Below are 14,381 nucleotides of genomic sequence, written 5' to 3'. Positions count from 1 at the left end.
ACATGGAGGCGCATATGCATCACCCTGAGGTTTACATCGGCACCGTTCAACCCTACGAGGACGGGCGGCCGAGCGGCATCGCCAAACGCCTGGTAGAAGGTGTCATCAAGCTGACGCCACTCGGCCTGGAAGGCGATGAGCAGGCGGAGAAAAGCTATCACGGCGGGCCGGATCGCGCGCTGTGTCACTATCCCCGTGAGCATTATCAACACTGGCGCGAACAGTTCCCAACGCAGGCGGAACTGTTCACCGCGCCGGCCTTTGGCGAAAACATTTCCACTCAGGGGCTGACCGAACACAACGTGTTTATGGGCGACATCTTCCGCTGGGGCGACGCGCTGATCCAGGTCACCCAACCGCGCTCTCCCTGCTTCAAGCTCAACTACCATTTTGATATCGACGACATCTCGGTGCTGATGCAACAAAGCGGCCGCTGCGGCTGGCTGTACCGCGTGATCTCCGCCGGTAAAGTCAGCGGCGATCGCCCGTTGGAACTGGTGGCTCGCAGCAGCGATGTCTCGGTCACCGAGGCGATTGGCATCGCCTGGCATATGCCGTTTGATGAAGAGCAATATCGCCGCCTGCTGGCGGTGGCCGGGCTGTCCGCCAGCTGGAGTAAAACCATGCTGACGCGCATCAGTGAACACCGTATTGAAGACTTTAATCGCCGCTTGCTGGGCCGCTGAGAAACAACAGCCGGGAATGAAAAACGTGGCGCAGGAGACTGCGTTAAGCAATTTTACCGGCCTATACTGTGATGCAACCGGCAACCCCTTTCAGGCAGGAGCAAAGCTATGACCTCCCCATCTCATTCGATCCACCATGCCGCAGCCGTTGGCTATCAGGCCAATTCCGATCGCTACGTTAAAGGGCGACCGGATTACCCACCGGAAATTGCCGCTTGGCTGCGCGACTCCCTCGGCCTGCATGCCGGTATGACGGTGATCGATCTCGGGGCCGGCACCGGCAAATTCACGCCCCGCCTGCTGGAAACCGGCGCTCAGGTGATCGCCGTTGAACCTGTGGCACAGATGTTGGAAAAACTGTCGATTGCGCTGCCACAGGTGAAAACATTGGCGGGCACCGCGGAGTCGATCCCGCTGCCGGATGAATCAGTGGACGCCGTGGTCTGCGCACAGTCCTTCCATTGGTTTGCCACGCCGCAGGCGTTGGCCGAGATAAAGCGTATTCTCAAACCCGGCGGCAAGCTTGGCCTGGTATGGAACATGCGCGATGCGCGCGTAAGTTGGGTGCGTAAGCTGAACCAGATTGTCGACCGACACGAAGGCGACGCCCCGCGTTTTTACACCGGAGAGTGGCGTAAGCTTTTCCCGTTCAAAGGGCTGGATGCACTGCAGGAGCAGGTGTTTATGCTCGCCCACCAGGGTGCGGCAGAAGATGTGATTTATAACCGGGTGCGTTCCACCAGCTTTATCGCTGCCTTGCCGTCCCAGCAGCAGGAAGAAGTAATCGATGAGATCCGCCAACTGGTGGCAGAAGAAGAGGAATTGCAGGGCAAAGAAAACCTGACCGTGCCCTATCAGACCAAGGCGTATTTCACCACCAAGCTATGAAAGCCGGGCGCCATTGACGGCGCCCCGGCGATCAGAAAGCTTTTCTGGCGTAGCCGGTGACCACTTTCAGGCCCATTTCACGGCCCAGAGCGGTCATTGGGTGCACCACGATCAGGCCGCGCACGTTTTTCTTCAACGAGCCCATATCCGCCTGTTCTTTTTTGGTGATTTCACGGCTGAACGGCAGTTGGCTCAGCTTTTGCGCTTCTGCGCTCAGCTTTTCAACACGTACGCCTTTCAGGCGCTCGATTTCTGCCGCCAGCTTCTCTTTTTCTTTGGTGTGCTGGGCAATCAGATCCAGATTGCCCTGTTGGATCACCAGGGTGTCTTTGTGGTTCAGTGCGTCCAGCAGGTCGCTAAGGCGCTTAATCTCTGCCTTTTCTATCTCTTTCATGGTTTCTGGCCTGTTGTGCCTGTCGGCACGCTAATCAATGATGCCCACATTGTAGCAAAATGCGCGCGTCGTTACCCGTCTTGCGCAATGCCCGGCGGCAAGCCACTCATCTCGCAGGCTTTGGCCCCCACGCGCGCCAGCGCCTGGCTGTAGCGCGCATTAAACGGATAACAACAGGAGAGCCGCAGCGCATTACGATAGCGGCCGCTGGGAGAATACAGCGTGCCGGGCGTCAGGCAGATCTGCTCCTCCAACAACTGGTGGAACAACGCTACGCTGTCGACCCCGTCCGGAAACTCCACCCAGAACACAAATCCCCCCGCCGGTTGCGTGGCTCGCGTGCCGCGTGGAAAGTGACGGGCAATCAACCCTCGCGCCTCATCCACCTGGGCTGCATAGCGCTTGCGCAGGTTACGCAGATGGTGATCGTAACCGCCGGTTTCCAGGAACATCGCCAGAGTTTCCGACAGCAACTGTGACTCGGACATCGACGAAACCGCTTTCAGCTTGCGCAACGCGTCGTTGAAACGTCCGCCGCTGATCCAGCCGATGCGAAAATCCGGCGCCAGCGTCTTGGTAAAGCTGGAACAAAACAGCACCCAACCGTCGCGGTCGAATGATTTCACCGCCGGGGAGAGCGCGCCTCCGAACTGGATCTCCGCGTACAGCCCGTCCTCAATTAACGGCACCTGATGATCGTTCATCAGCCGCGCCAGGCGTTTTTTCGCCGCCAGCGGCATGGTGCAGCCCAACGGGTTTTGCACCGTCGGCATGGCAATTACCGCGTTCAACCGTTTCTCGTTCAGCAACAGTTCCAGCGCGTCCAATGACAGCCCGTGTTGCGGATCGGTGGGGATTTCCAGCGCTTTCAGCCCCAGACTGGCCAGCAGCGGCAGCAGGTAAAAATAGGTCGGTGATTCCAGCCCGACGCAGTCGCCCGGTTTGGTGGTTACCCGCAGCGCCAGTTGCAATGCTTCCATGCAACCGTGCGTCAGCGTGATATCACCCGGCTCCAGCAGCATACCCAGCGTCATCGAACGACGCGTGATCTGCTGACGCAGCCGCAGGCTACCGGGCGGCAGCGCGTACTGACCGATCAGGTTCGGCTGGCGACGCAGCTGCGATGAAAGCATCCGCCCTAATTTCCCGCCGGGGTAGAAATCCGAGGTCTGTGGGCAGGCCAGCGAAAGGTTGGTGAATGCCGGGTTCTGCTGGGCGGCAAACACGGTGTCGATCAAGGCCAGCACATCGTCCGCCGGTGGCTCTATTCGGCTGCTGGTCGGCAAGGCGGCCTTCAACGCCGGCAGAGTGTTGCACACATAAAACCCCGACTGTGGCCGCGCTTCTATCAACCCACGATCTTCCAGCGTGCGGTAAGCCGCGACCACGGTATTGATGCTGACGCTGTGAGTTTGCGCGCAGCGACGCACCGAGGGTAAACGGCTACCGGGCAGCAGCGTGCCGCGGCGAATGGCTTCTGCCAGCGTATCCGCCAGCTGTTGGTAGCGCGTTTCCGGCATTTCATCGAGCAGGGTCACAGTTTGTCTCCAGGCAATGGGTACAGTTTAATATTGATGTAACTGTATCCATAACAATAACTGGTTTTTGGTTCTGTCACCATCCATCGGCAGGTTTTATGCTGGTTCCCTTGCTCCCCCAGCCCTGTGAGGAACCCATTATGCTGGACTCCGCCTTTATCAGTTATGTCACCGTCATGTCGATCACCCCAGGCCCCAACAACCTGCTGCTGGCGTCGTCCGGCGTAAATTTTGGCCTGCGCCGCACTCTGCCGATGGTTTTTGGCATCAGCGTCGGCTGCGCAGTGCAACTGGCCCTGACCACCACCCTGCTGGCGCTGATTTTGAGCTGGGCCGGCATGATCCGTTTTCCGCTGGCGGTGATCGGCTGTACCTATCTGCTGTGGCTGTCCTGGAAGCTGTTCAAAGCGGCATCGCCAGACGGCAAGCAGCAAGCGCAGCCGATGCGCTTAATCAACGGGGCGTTATTCCAGGCGGTCAATCCCAAAGCCTGGCTGATGGCCATTAACGTCGCCATTCTGTTCACCCCGCGGGAAGGGGCCAGCCTCGGTCATACTTTGATGATTATTGCTGCCTTTACGGCGCTGAATATTCCATGCGTGTTGGTCTGGGCGGTGTTGGGCGATCGTCTGCGTGATGCGTTGCGAGTGACCTGGAAACTGCGGTTGTTTAACGGTGTGATGGCAGGATTGATGGCAGCCACGGCACTGTGGCTGCTGTTCGACGAGTGGCGCGCGGCCTTTGCCTAACTGCGGCCGAGAGGAGAGAGCCGGGACGGTTGTTTGGCGCCGATACCGGCTATCAGTTCGGTGACGGAAAGCACCATAGTGGAACGCAACACCTGCTGGTAGCGCTGGCGCTGCATGGCGATCAGCGACTCTTCCGCTTCGCCGGGCTGCAGGAAGGTCGGCACCGGCGGCAACGCGGCCACGCAGTGCAGCTCGCCGAACGGCCCGAGAATTTCATCATCGACAAAGCGGTATTCTGTCCCGTCGTGATTCAACTCTTCACGCATCGCCATCAGCAACTCGGCATCTTCGTATTCGTGGCGGGAGATCACTCCCAGCCCGTACATCAGCTTCAGGCGTACCGACAACTCCCCCAGCGGACCGGCACCGGACAATAGCGGTTCGACGGCATACTTCACCGCATAATCGTCCTTGCGAAACACCTGCACCACCAGTACGTTGAGCGCTTCCGCCAGCAGCTCTACCGCCGCTATCAGGAAACTGCGCACCGTCTTGCCTGCGTTCAGCCTTTCCAGAACCTTATTTTCAAATGCCTGTGCTTCTTCCATCGTCGCTTTTCGAATGGCCTGGGTCGCGCCGTCAATGCCGAAGTCGGGGTGTAGGGGCGCAACTTGCTGCGCCCGTGAATTCATCATGCTGAATCTACTTTTGCATGGCGTTATACACAGCAACAGCCTGTTCTACAACCTCGCTTTCCGCCGGCAGGCCGGAAATTTGCGCCAGCGCCGCTTTTGGTCCCAGTTTGGCTAACAGTTCCACCAGCTCTTGGGCCTGCGGATCCTGCTCGCTGCGATAGCTCATGGCGGCGGCGATGCCCTGAATCAGGTTCGCGTGCGGCAGGCCGTATTCCAAAGTGCCCAACAGCGGTTTGATCAGACGATCGCCCGCGCTCAGTTTGCGCAGCGGTTGGCGGCCCACGCGCTCAACGTCGTCGTGCAGATACGGGTTCTCAAAGCGACTGAGGATTTTGTCGATATAAGCGGCATGCTTGGCGGCGTCGAAGCCATAGCGTTTGATCAGCACCGCCCCGCTCTCTTCCATCGCCCCTTTCACCACGCGGCGGATCGCCGGGTCCAGAATGGCATCGCGAATGGTCTGCAGACCGGCCTGTTGGCCAAGATAAGCGGTGATGGCATGACCGGTATTGAGCGTGAACAGTTTGCGCTCGACAAAGGCCATCAGGTTATCGGTCAGCTCCATGCCGGCGATCGCCGGTGGCTGGCCCTTGAACTGGGTCTGGTCGACAATCCACTCGCTGAAGGTTTCCACCGTCACTTCCAGCGGATCGCTGCTGCCTGCTTCCGCCGGCGGCACAATGCGGTCAACCGCCGAGTCGACAAAGCCGACATGCTGCTCGACCCACGCCTGCTCATCCTGCGGCAACGCATCAAACACATGTTGTTTTAACTGGCTGGTGCCGCGCACCATGTTCTCGCAGGCAATGATGTTCAGCGGTTGGTTGTTGCCCTGCTGATGACGCTTGATCAGCCCTTTGGCGATCGTGCCGGCAATTTTACCCAGGATCTGCGGGCCTACGGCGGTCGTCACGATATCCGCTTCGGCGATCAGCGCTACCGCCTCTTCACTGCCGCTGTTCACTGCGCTGACGTTGTTGACCGGCTCGACCCGCTCCTGCTCGCCGACCACGTGAACCTGGTAGCTTTTACGGCTGTTCAACAGATCCAACACCGTCTGGTTAACATCGGCAAAAGTCAGTTCGGCCTGTGCGTCCGCCAGCAGCTTGCCGATAAAACCACGCCCAATATTTCCCGCACCGAAATGTAATGCTTTCATATTCCTACCTTTCTAATGTCGAAGGGTGCAGCAAGCTGCACCCCTTAAAATGATTCTGTTATCCGGCTTTTTTGGCGCTGAGCAGGTCCAGCACTTCCTGCCGGCTTGTGGTATGCGCCAGCCGCTCGATGACGCCGTCGTCGTCCAGGGCATTGGTCAGGCTGGTGATCACCTGAATATGTTCGTTGTTGCGTGCGGCGATACCGATAACCAGCCGTGCCACCTCGTCCTCTTCATCGCCAAAGCGCACGCCTTGCGGGTACTGGCAGAACACCACGCCGGTGCGCAACACCCGGTCCTTGGCTTCGATGGTGCCGTGCGGCACGGCGATTGACTCGCCCAGGTAGGTTGAGGTGAGTTTTTCACGCTCCAGCATCGCCGCGACGTATTCCGGCTCAACGTAGCCCCCTTTGACCAACTGCTCGCCGGCGAAGCGGATCGCCTGCTCCTTGTCGCCGGCCTGCAGATTAAGGAACACGTTGCTTTCGCTCAGTTTGAACAGGTTTTGCTCGGTGGCCTCAAAACTGTCGTCAAGCGTGCTGATGACTTTCTGCTGGTTATCGGTGGTTTTATTGGCCGCCACCAGGCGCTCGGTCAGATCGTTATACAGCTTGCTGTCGAGGAAATTGGTCAGCGAGATGTGCTGCGCCTGCGGCGCATGACGCATCGCGCGCTCAGTCAGGTCACGGTGAGTGATCACCAGATCCACATCATCCGGCAGGTTGTTGATGGCGCTGTTGGTCACGGAGATATTTTTCAGCCCGGCGTCCGCCACTTTTTTGCGCAGCACCCCAGCCCCCATAGCACTGGACCCCATGCCCGCATCGCAGGCAACGATGATCTTACGCACCGTGGTCAGGTCACCATCGACGGCTGCATGAGCCGCAGCACCGCCCTTAGACTCAGATTTCATCGCCTGTACGCGGCGAGTGGCCTCTTCCAGATCATCCTCTTCTTTCGCTTTCGAGGTTTTCAGCAGGAAGCCGGCAACCACAAAGGACACCGCGAACGCTGCGGCGATCGCCGCCAGGTTGGCGAAGTAAGCGCCCTTAGGGGTCATCGCCAATACCGCCAGAATCGAACCAGGAGAAGCCGGAGACACCAGACCGCCGTTGAGCAGGGTCAGCGTGAACACGCCGGTCATACCGCCCAGGATCACCGCCAGCAGCAGGCGTGGATTCATCAGCACGTACGGGAAGTAAATTTCGTGAATACCGCCGAAGAAGTGGATGATCGCGGCACCGCCGGCAGACTGTTTGGCACTGCCGCGGCCAAAGAACATGTAAGCCATCAGTACGCCCATACCCGGGCCTGGGTTGGCTTCAATCAGGAAGAAGATGGATTTACCGGTTTCGGTCGCCTGCTGAATGCCCAACGGCGAGAAGATACCGTGGTTGATGGCGTTGTTCAGGAACAGGATTTTCGCCGGCTCCACGAAGATCGACGCCAGCGGCAACAGGTTATTGGTCACCATGATGTTCACGCCGGTAGCCAGGATATGTGACAACCCTTCGACCAGCGGGCCAATGGCCATAAATGCCAGAATAGCCAGCAGCATGCCGATAATGCCGGCGGAGAAGTTGTTCACCAACATCTCAAAGCCGCTTTTGATTTTGCCGTCTACCCAGCGGTCAAAATGCTTGATCGCCCAGCCGCCCAGCGGACCGGCAATCATGGCGCCGAGGAACATCGGCATATCCGCCCCGACAATCACGCCCATGGTGGTGATAGCGCCCACCACCCCACCGCGATCGCCCCCCACCAGGCGACCACCGGTAAAACCGATCAGCAGCGGCAGCAGGTAAGTGATCATTGGGCCAACCAGTTTGGCTAAGGTTTCGTTCGGCAGCCAACCGGTAGGAATGAATAACGCGGTGATGATACCCCAGGCGATAAAGGCGCCAATGTTGGGCATCACCATGTTGCTTAAGAAGCGGCCAAAGTTTTGAACTTTGACTTTGATGTCTGGTGAAAACATAAAACACACCCCTATTGTTACGCGCTGACAATAAGAGCGCGTGATTATTGTTGTTACGATCCAGCCATGTTGTCGCTGTATGCGAAATGGACTCTATCACGCGGTTTTTACCGTGCGAACTTCACGGATTTTTTGTGACAAACATCACACTACAACCCCCATCAACTGGGCAGTTATAGTGATCACGATCACATTTACTCAGTGTAAAAAAGCCACAACCAGAACAAAAATCGCTTAAATGCCCATTAAATGTGATATTAATCACACTTTTCTGATGCGTGTTTGTTTTTAAATTGTGACATTGATCACAATCTATTTTTCGGTGGCTACCGAATCCTGGCTTGGGGGTGTTCTTCCCTGTGAGCATTCATCCCGTCGGGAAATAGCGGTGCGATGAATGAAAGAAAACTACATGTCGGAAATCGATGATTAATTGAAGTGTAGTACAGAAGCGTGGTGCAAGAAGTGAGCAAGCCGTTGGAAAGTCACAGGGGAATGGCAGAAGCCGGAATGCCGGCCTCTGCGTTTGGAGATTACTGAGTAACGCCAGAGACGACTTTCTGTGCGTTAAGTAAATCCTGCTGCTTGGCCACCAGATTCGACATCATGGTGTTGTACTGCGTTGCCTGCTGGGAAGTACGGAACTGCACGCCGTTATTGTTAAAGGCCACCTGATTGCCCTGGGCACGCAGGAAATCCCCCACCTGAACCAGATCCTGAACGAAGCTGGCCGTGGTCGGGATCACCGGCATCAGCGCATTGGCTGGCCCGGTAACAATCTTGTCGTACGCCTGGTTATACACGGCTTTCAGATCGTCAGGTTGCTTCAGCGCGGCCCGGGCGGTATCCGCCTGCGACTTGGCTGACTGGATTTGCTGCCCCAGCAGGTTCAGCGCCCCAACGGACTGTTGCAGCGTATCACGCTTGCTCATGTAGTCCTGTGCGGTGCGGATCTGGTTAATCTGATCCAACGCCGGCGTCAGGCTGGCATCCAGTGACTTGGACAACTGCTGAGAAAAACCGACCAGGATGGCGTAATCACCGGCATAGTTGCCGAACTTCTGTTTCTGATCTTCGCTCAGCGTCGGGATTTTCGCGCCGCTGCGCATCACCGTATTCTGGATGTAATCAATAAACGCCTTGCGTTGTTCCGGCTCTTTATCGCCGCAGGCAGTCAATTGCATGACCACCAACAATGCCAATACCGGGGCCAACCAACGCGCGAAAATTCTGCTCTGGATCCCTACCGCCATGTGACATAACTCCTGTTATAAACCTGCTTTTTCATCGGACTCCGTCCCTTTTGCTGCACTCCTTGCGCCTATAAGAATAGATCAACTGAATGCGATCCGATACGCGATTCACCTTTTGATGGTTATTCTTGGGCGAAAGCGCGATTGCGCCCCCTTTGTCGAGTTTATGCTGGACATGATCTTGCGCGCGTTGGAACAGAGCTTGCCCCCCAAGTCAGCCCCCAAGTCACCCCCCAAGTCGGTGAGTTATTAGCGATATTAAAAGGCGAGATGTCGCGAGAAGAAATTCAGCACGCATTGCAGCTTCAGGACAGGAAATCTTTCCGGGAGCGTTATTTACGTCCGGCGCTAAACGCGCGGCTGATTGAAATGACCCTGCCCGAGAAACCGAACAGCCGTCTGCAGAAATACCGACTAACTGCTCAAGGTGCTTCGCTGCAACGACGGCAATAAAAAAGGCGCCCTAAGGCGCCTTTTCACCACTGAACCGCTTACTGCAGTACGGAGATATCCGCGACCTGCAGGAACAGCTCACGCAGCTTGCTCAGCAGCGTCAGACGGTTTACACGCACTGCTTCGTCATCGGCCATCACCATCACGTTGTCGAAGAACGCATCGACCGGCTCACGCAGCTCCGCCAGTTCCACCAGCGCATCCTGGTAGCGGCCTTCAGCAAAGAAAGGCTCCAGCTTATCGCGCAGCACCACCAGGTGGGTTGCCAGTTGGATCTCAGCCGCCTCTTTCAACACCGAAGCGTGAACGCGATCGTTCAGGGTATCGGTAGATTTGGCCAGGATGTTGGAAACGCGCTTGTTGGCCGCTGCCAGCGTCGTGGCTGCTTCCAGCGTACGGAAGTGGGTGACCGCCTTGACGCGTGCGTCGAAGTCCGCAGGCTTGGTCGGACGACGTGCCAGCACCGCTTGAATGGTGTCGACGGCGTGACCTTCTTCCTGATACCAGGCGCGGAAACGGCCCAGCATGAATTCGACAACTTCGTCGACGACCTTGGCGTTGGTCAGCTTGCTGCCGTACAGGCGCACGGCCTCTTCGGTCAGGGTCTGCAGATCCAGCGGCAGGTTTTTCTCAACGATGATGCGCAGCACGCCCAGCGCGGCGCGGCGCAGTGCGAACGGGTCTTTATCGCCTTTCGGGTGTTGCCCAATGCCGAAGATACCGGCCAGGGTGTCCATCTTGTCGGCGATCGCCAGCGAACAGGCCACCAGCGATTCCGGCAGCGCATCGCCGGCAAAACGCGGCTGGTACTGCTCGTTCAGAGCAACGGCAACGTCTTCCGCTTCGCCGTCATGACGCGCATAGTGCATGCCCATCACGCCCTGAGTGTCGGTAAATTCGAAGACCATGTTGGTCATCAGATCGCACTTCGACAGCAGGCCCGCGCGGGTGGCGTGGTTAACGTCAGCACCAATTTGGCCGGCAACCCAGCCCGCCAGTGCCTGGATGCGATCGGTCTTGTCGCGCAAGGTTCCCAGTTGCTGTTGGAACAGCACGGTTTCCAGACGCGGCAGATTGTCTTCCAGGCGTTTTTTACGGTCGGTATTGAAGAAGAACTCGGCATCGGCCAGACGCGGGCGCACCACCTTCTCGTTACCGGAGATAATTTGCTGCGGATCTTTGGATTCGATATTGGCCACGAAGATAAAGTTCGGCATCAGGTTGCCCGCGGCGTCATACACCGGGAAATACTTCTGATCGCCCTTCATGGTGTAGACCAGCGCTTCCGCCGGCACCGCCAGGAATTTCTCTTCGAATTTGGCCGTCAGCACCACTGGCCATTCCACCAGCGAGGCCACTTCTTCCAACAGGCTTTCGCTCAGATCGGCTTTGCCGCCAAGCTGCTGCGCTGCCAGCTCCGCATCGCGCTTGATCAGCGCCTTACGGGTTTCATAATCGGCCACCACTTTACCGCGCTCCAGCAGGATCTGCGGATATTGGTCGGCGTTGTCGAGGGTGAATTCGGCTTCACCCATAAAGCGGTGACCGCGAACAGTGCGGGCAGAATCGATGCCCAGCACGGTGCCCGGGATCAGTTCTTCACCCAGCAACATAGTCACGGTGTGTACCGGACGCACGAACTGCACGTCAGAATTACCCCAGCGCATCAGTTTCGGGATCGGCAGCTTGGCCAACGAATTGCTGACCATGCCCGCCAGCAGCGCTTGCGCAGGCTGGCCTTTAACATGGGCGCGATACAGCAGCCATTCACCTTTATCGGTCACCAAGCGCTCGGCCTGATCGACGGTGATGCCACAACCGCGAGCCCACCCTTCGGCCGCTTTGCTTGGCTTGCCTTCGGCGTCAAACGCCTGGGCAATGGCCGGGCCGCGCTTTTCGACTTCGCGATCGGCCTGCGCTGCGTGCAAGTTGGCCACTTTCAGCGCCAGACGGCGCGGTGCGGCAAACCAGCTCACTTCGCCATGTTCGAGATTGGCACTGTCGAGCTCGGCGGTAAAATTCGCGGCAAAGGATTCTGCCAGTGAACGAAGAGCCTTCGGCGGCAGCTCTTCCGTGCCGATTTCCACCAGGAAAGTCTGTTGAGTCATGGCTGCCTCTTAGTTCTCGTTCTTTTTGCACATTGGGAAGCCCAGCGCTTCGCGGGAAGCGTAGTAGGCCTCGGCAACGGCTTTGGTCAGCGTGCGGATACGCAGAATATAACGCTGACGCTCGGTCACCGAGATCGCCTTGCGCGCATCCAGCAGGTTGAAGGTGTGGCCGGCCTTCAGAATACGTTCGTAAGCCGGCAGCGGCAGCGGTTTCTCCAGCGCCAGCAGCGACTGGGCTTCTTTCTCGTACTGCTCAAAGCAGGAGAACAGGAAGTCCACGTCGGCGTATTCGAAGTTATAAGTGGACTGCTCCACTTCGTTCTGGTGGAACACGTCGCCATAGGTGGTCACACCCAGCGGGCCATCGCTCCACACCAGATCGTAGACGCTGTCCACGCCCTGGATATACATCGCCAGACGTTCCAGACCGTAGGTGATTTCGCCGGTGACCGGTTTGCACTCCAGGCCGCCAACCTGCTGGAAGTAAGTGAACTGCGTCACTTCCATGCCGTTGAGCCAAACTTCCCAACCCAGGCCCCAGGCGCCGAGCGTCGGGTTTTCCCAGTTATCTTCCACGAAGCGGATGTCGTGAATGGTCGGATCCAGACCCAGCTCTTTCAACGAGCCCAGGTACAGTTCCTGAATGTTGTCCGGCGATGGCTTAATCACCACCTGGAACTGATAGTAGTGTTGCAAACGGTTCGGGTTTTCACCGTAGCGGCCGTCAGTCGGACGGCGGGACGGCTGCACGTAAGCGGTAGCCATTGGCTCCGGCCCCAGCGCGCGCAGGCACGTCATCGGGTGAGAAGTTCCCGCGCCGACTTCCATGTCCAGTGGTTGAACGATGGTGCAGCCTTGGCGCGCCCAATAGTCCTGCAGTGTCAGGATCAGGCCCTGAAAGGTCTTGGTATCAAACTTTTGCATGTTGAATTCGCACGCGATACAAGTGGATTTAAATGGGATGGGCCAGTATACCCGTTGACCGTAAGATATACAGCCAGAATCCCGCAACAAGTGTTAATCATCAAAGAAGCGCGGTCTTTTCACGCACTAAAACAGGGCAAATGCCCCTCTTTAGCACCGGTTCAGCGTCTTAATCCCTCCCCATTCCCCGGCCCGAGGGCGTCACTCAGGCTGGCACCAACCTTGCTAGCGTCCTGATATTCGTCCTTTCAGGAGATTCGCTGATGACAACCGCCTTAACCGACAGCCGCTATCGTTACCGTATTTTCGCCATGGTGTTCTTCATTGCACTGATCAACTACGTCGATCGCGGCGCGCTCTCCTTCGCCGCCAACGATATCTCCCATGAATTCAACTTCAACAAGGCGCAGCTGGGCGCCGTGCTGGGCTATTTTGGCTTTGGTTATTTGTTCGGTTCGCTGTGCGGCGGTTTTCTGGCCGACCGTATCGGCACCAAAAAAGTCTGGCTGATCGCCGGGGCTCTGTGGTCACTGCTGGAGATTGCTACCGCCTGGGCCGGCGAGCTGGGCGTGGCGCTGTTCGGCGGCTCCGCCATTATGGGGTTTGCCGCACTGCGGATCATGTTCGGCTTTGCCGAAGGTCCGGCCTACGCGCTGATGAATAAAACCATCGCCAACTGGGCGCCGCGCAAAGAGCGTGGCTTTTCACTGGGCATCGGATTGCTGAGCACCCAGGTGGGTTCTCTGCTGACCGCGCCGCTGGCCGTGGGGTTACTGCTGCTGACCGATGACTGGCGCAGCATGTTCATGCTGCTGGGCCTGTTTTCGCTTATCGCCATTCTGCTGTTTGCCCGTTTCTTCACCGACACACCGCAGGAGCATCCTGAAGTCAACGCCGCCGAACTGACCATCATCAGCGCCGATCAGGAAGCCGATAATGCACAAACGCCTCTGCCATGGTGGGCGTTTTTCACCAACCGCACGCTGGTGTTTAACGCGCTGGGTTATTTCTCGTTCCTTTATGTCACCTTTGTGTTGGTGACCTGGGGCCCCAAATACCTGCAGGATACTTTTAACTACGACCTGCATTCGCTGTGGTACGTCGCGATGATCCCGTGGAGCGGTGCCTGCTTCACCGTGCTGCTCGGCGGTCGCATCGCCGATGCGCTGTTGAAACGCTTTGGCAACCTGCGGCTGGCGCGCAACCTGTTTGCGGCAGTCACCCTGTTGCTGACCGCCACCTGCTTTGTCCTGATCCCCTTTATGAGCACGCCGACCGAAATCATTTTGTTGATGACGCTCGGCAATGCGCTGAATGCGCTGGTCAATAACGTGTATTGGTCGGTAGTGATAGACGTCACGCCGAAGGCTTCGGTGGGGGCTTACAGCGGCATGACGCTGGCGATCGCCAATATTGCCTCGATCACCGCGCCGATGCTGAGCGGCTGGCTGGCACAGCACCACGGCTATGGCGCCATGTTCTTCGCCACCGCCGTGGTGTCTTTCTGCAGCATGCTGTGCATGACGCTGCTACAGCCGGAAAAAAAGATAGTGGCCGAGGGCACCCTACCCAACCGCCCGGGAGTGCACCAAACAGCTCCCTAAGCGATCGGGCAT

The 14,381-nt window shown here is 57.7% G+C and carries 13 protein-coding genes; 5 read left to right on the top strand and 8 right to left on the bottom strand.

Annotated features, from left to right (window positions below):
- The first annotated feature begins 14 nt into the window (after window positions 1–14).
- Together yiiM and LQ945_RS13595 are read left to right on the top strand one after the other, a co-directional pair.
- A complete protein-coding gene (yiiM, locus tag LQ945_RS13600; protein WP_270100964.1) occupies window positions 15–686 on the top strand; it encodes a 6-hydroxyaminopurine reductase in 672 nt (223 codons plus the stop codon).
- Window positions 687–794: 108 nt separating this feature from the next.
- On the top strand, window positions 795–1,574 hold the full coding sequence (locus tag LQ945_RS13595) for a class I SAM-dependent methyltransferase (protein ID WP_270100963.1): 780 nt from the start codon (window positions 795–797) through the stop codon (window positions 1,572–1,574).
- 31 nt (window positions 1,575–1,605) lie between these two features.
- Here LQ945_RS13595 and LQ945_RS13590 read toward each other — a convergent pair whose 3' ends face one another.
- Together LQ945_RS13590 and LQ945_RS13585 are read right to left on the bottom strand one after the other, a co-directional pair.
- On the bottom strand, window positions 1,606–1,968 hold the full coding sequence (locus LQ945_RS13590) for a YibL family ribosome-associated protein (RefSeq protein ID WP_044554328.1): 363 nt from the start codon (window positions 1,966–1,968) through the stop codon (window positions 1,606–1,608).
- 71 nt (window positions 1,969–2,039) lie between these two features.
- Window positions 2,040–3,506 carry a PLP-dependent aminotransferase family protein gene (locus tag LQ945_RS13585; RefSeq protein WP_262241987.1) on the bottom strand — a complete coding sequence of 489 codons (1,467 nt, stop codon included), beginning with the start codon at window positions 3,504–3,506 and terminating at the stop codon, window positions 2,040–2,042.
- Between the two features lie 140 nt (window positions 3,507–3,646).
- On the opposite strand from LQ945_RS13585, the gene LQ945_RS13580 reads away from it, so the two are divergent.
- On the top strand, window positions 3,647–4,255 hold the full coding sequence (locus LQ945_RS13580; protein ID WP_044554326.1) for a LysE family translocator: 609 nt from the start codon (window positions 3,647–3,649) through the stop codon (window positions 4,253–4,255).
- Here LQ945_RS13580 and LQ945_RS13575 read toward each other — a convergent pair.
- From LQ945_RS13575 to LQ945_RS13560, 4 genes are all read right to left on the bottom strand, one after another.
- On the bottom strand, window positions 4,252–4,803 hold the full coding sequence (locus tag LQ945_RS13575; protein ID WP_044554476.1) for an MltR family transcriptional regulator: 552 nt from the start codon (window positions 4,801–4,803) through the stop codon (window positions 4,252–4,254). The two genes, LQ945_RS13580 and LQ945_RS13575, sit on opposite strands and share 4 nt — an antisense overlap.
- Window positions 4,804–4,897: 94 nt before the next feature.
- The gene (locus LQ945_RS13570) at window positions 4,898–6,049 is read right to left on the bottom strand and encodes a mannitol-1-phosphate 5-dehydrogenase (protein WP_182823342.1); all 1,152 of its coding nucleotides are present in this window, start codon (window positions 6,047–6,049) and stop codon (window positions 4,898–4,900) included.
- 58 nt (window positions 6,050–6,107) lie between these two features.
- Complete coding sequence (locus LQ945_RS13565; protein WP_270100962.1) at window positions 6,108–8,027, bottom strand: PTS mannitol transporter subunit IICBA; 1,920 nt, start codon at window positions 8,025–8,027, stop codon at window positions 6,108–6,110.
- Window positions 8,028–8,560: 533 nt separating this feature from the next.
- Window positions 8,561–9,280 carry a DUF3053 domain-containing protein gene (locus LQ945_RS13560; protein WP_270100961.1) on the bottom strand — a complete coding sequence of 240 codons (720 nt, stop codon included), beginning with the start codon at window positions 9,278–9,280 and terminating at the stop codon, window positions 8,561–8,563.
- A gap of 270 nt (window positions 9,281–9,550) precedes the next feature.
- Here LQ945_RS13560 and LQ945_RS24855 point away from each other — a divergent pair, with 270 nt between their 5' ends.
- Window positions 9,551–9,733, top strand: coding sequence for a Fic family protein (locus tag LQ945_RS24855; RefSeq protein WP_333482949.1), 183 nt, complete (start codon window positions 9,551–9,553; stop codon window positions 9,731–9,733).
- A gap of 38 nt (window positions 9,734–9,771) precedes the next feature.
- On the opposite strand, the gene glyS is transcribed toward LQ945_RS24855, so the two are convergent.
- Window positions 9,772–11,841 carry a glycine--tRNA ligase subunit beta gene (gene glyS, locus LQ945_RS13555; protein WP_182823348.1) on the bottom strand — a complete coding sequence of 690 codons (2,070 nt, stop codon included), beginning with the start codon at window positions 11,839–11,841 and terminating at the stop codon, window positions 9,772–9,774.
- Window positions 11,842–11,850: 9 nt separating this feature from the next.
- On the bottom strand, window positions 11,851–12,765 hold the full coding sequence (glyQ, locus tag LQ945_RS13550) for a glycine--tRNA ligase subunit alpha (RefSeq protein ID WP_044554320.1): 915 nt from the start codon (window positions 12,763–12,765) through the stop codon (window positions 11,851–11,853).
- Between the two features lie 263 nt (window positions 12,766–13,028).
- Between glyQ and LQ945_RS13545 the strand changes: the two genes are divergently transcribed.
- On the top strand, window positions 13,029–14,369 hold the full coding sequence (locus LQ945_RS13545; RefSeq protein ID WP_270100960.1) for an MFS transporter: 1,341 nt from the start codon (window positions 13,029–13,031) through the stop codon (window positions 14,367–14,369).
- Window positions 14,370–14,381 lie beyond the last annotated feature (12 nt).

The sequence above is a fragment of the Serratia liquefaciens genome (assembly GCF_027594825.1).
Taxonomy (GTDB): Bacteria; Pseudomonadota; Gammaproteobacteria; order Enterobacterales; family Enterobacteriaceae; genus Serratia; species Serratia liquefaciens_A.
This window is presented reverse-complemented; position numbering and strand designations above follow the sequence as displayed.

Bases quoted from the DNA above. Each gene is read 5' to 3' on its own strand.
- yiiM (WP_270100964.1), top strand. From the start codon at position 15: ATGCATCACCCTGAGGTTTACATCGGCACCGTTCAACCCTACGAGGAC.
- LQ945_RS13595 (WP_270100963.1), top strand. From the start codon at position 795: ATGACCTCCCCATCTCATTCGATCCACCATGCCGCAGCCGTTGGCTAT.
- LQ945_RS13590 (WP_044554328.1), bottom strand. From the start codon at position 1,968: ATGAAAGAGATAGAAAAGGCAGAGATTAAGCGCCTTAGCGACCTGCTG.
- LQ945_RS13580 (WP_044554326.1), top strand. From the start codon at position 3,647: ATGCTGGACTCCGCCTTTATCAGTTATGTCACCGTCATGTCGATCACC.
- LQ945_RS13575 (WP_044554476.1), bottom strand. From the start codon at position 4,803: ATGGAAGAAGCACAGGCATTTGAAAATAAGGTTCTGGAAAGGCTGAAC.
- LQ945_RS13570 (WP_182823342.1), bottom strand. From the start codon at position 6,049: ATGAAAGCATTACATTTCGGTGCGGGAAATATTGGGCGTGGTTTTATC.
- LQ945_RS13565 (WP_270100962.1), bottom strand. From the start codon at position 8,027: ATGTTTTCACCAGACATCAAAGTCAAAGTTCAAAACTTTGGCCGCTTC.
- LQ945_RS13560 (WP_270100961.1), bottom strand. From the start codon at position 9,280: ATGGCGGTAGGGATCCAGAGCAGAATTTTCGCGCGTTGGTTGGCCCCG.
- LQ945_RS24855 (WP_333482949.1), top strand. From the start codon at position 9,551: ATGTCGCGAGAAGAAATTCAGCACGCATTGCAGCTTCAGGACAGGAAA.
- glyS (WP_182823348.1), bottom strand. From the start codon at position 11,841: ATGACTCAACAGACTTTCCTGGTGGAAATCGGCACGGAAGAGCTGCCG.
- glyQ (WP_044554320.1), bottom strand. From the start codon at position 12,765: ATGCAAAAGTTTGATACCAAGACCTTTCAGGGCCTGATCCTGACACTG.
- LQ945_RS13545 (WP_270100960.1), top strand. From the start codon at position 13,029: ATGACAACCGCCTTAACCGACAGCCGCTATCGTTACCGTATTTTCGCC.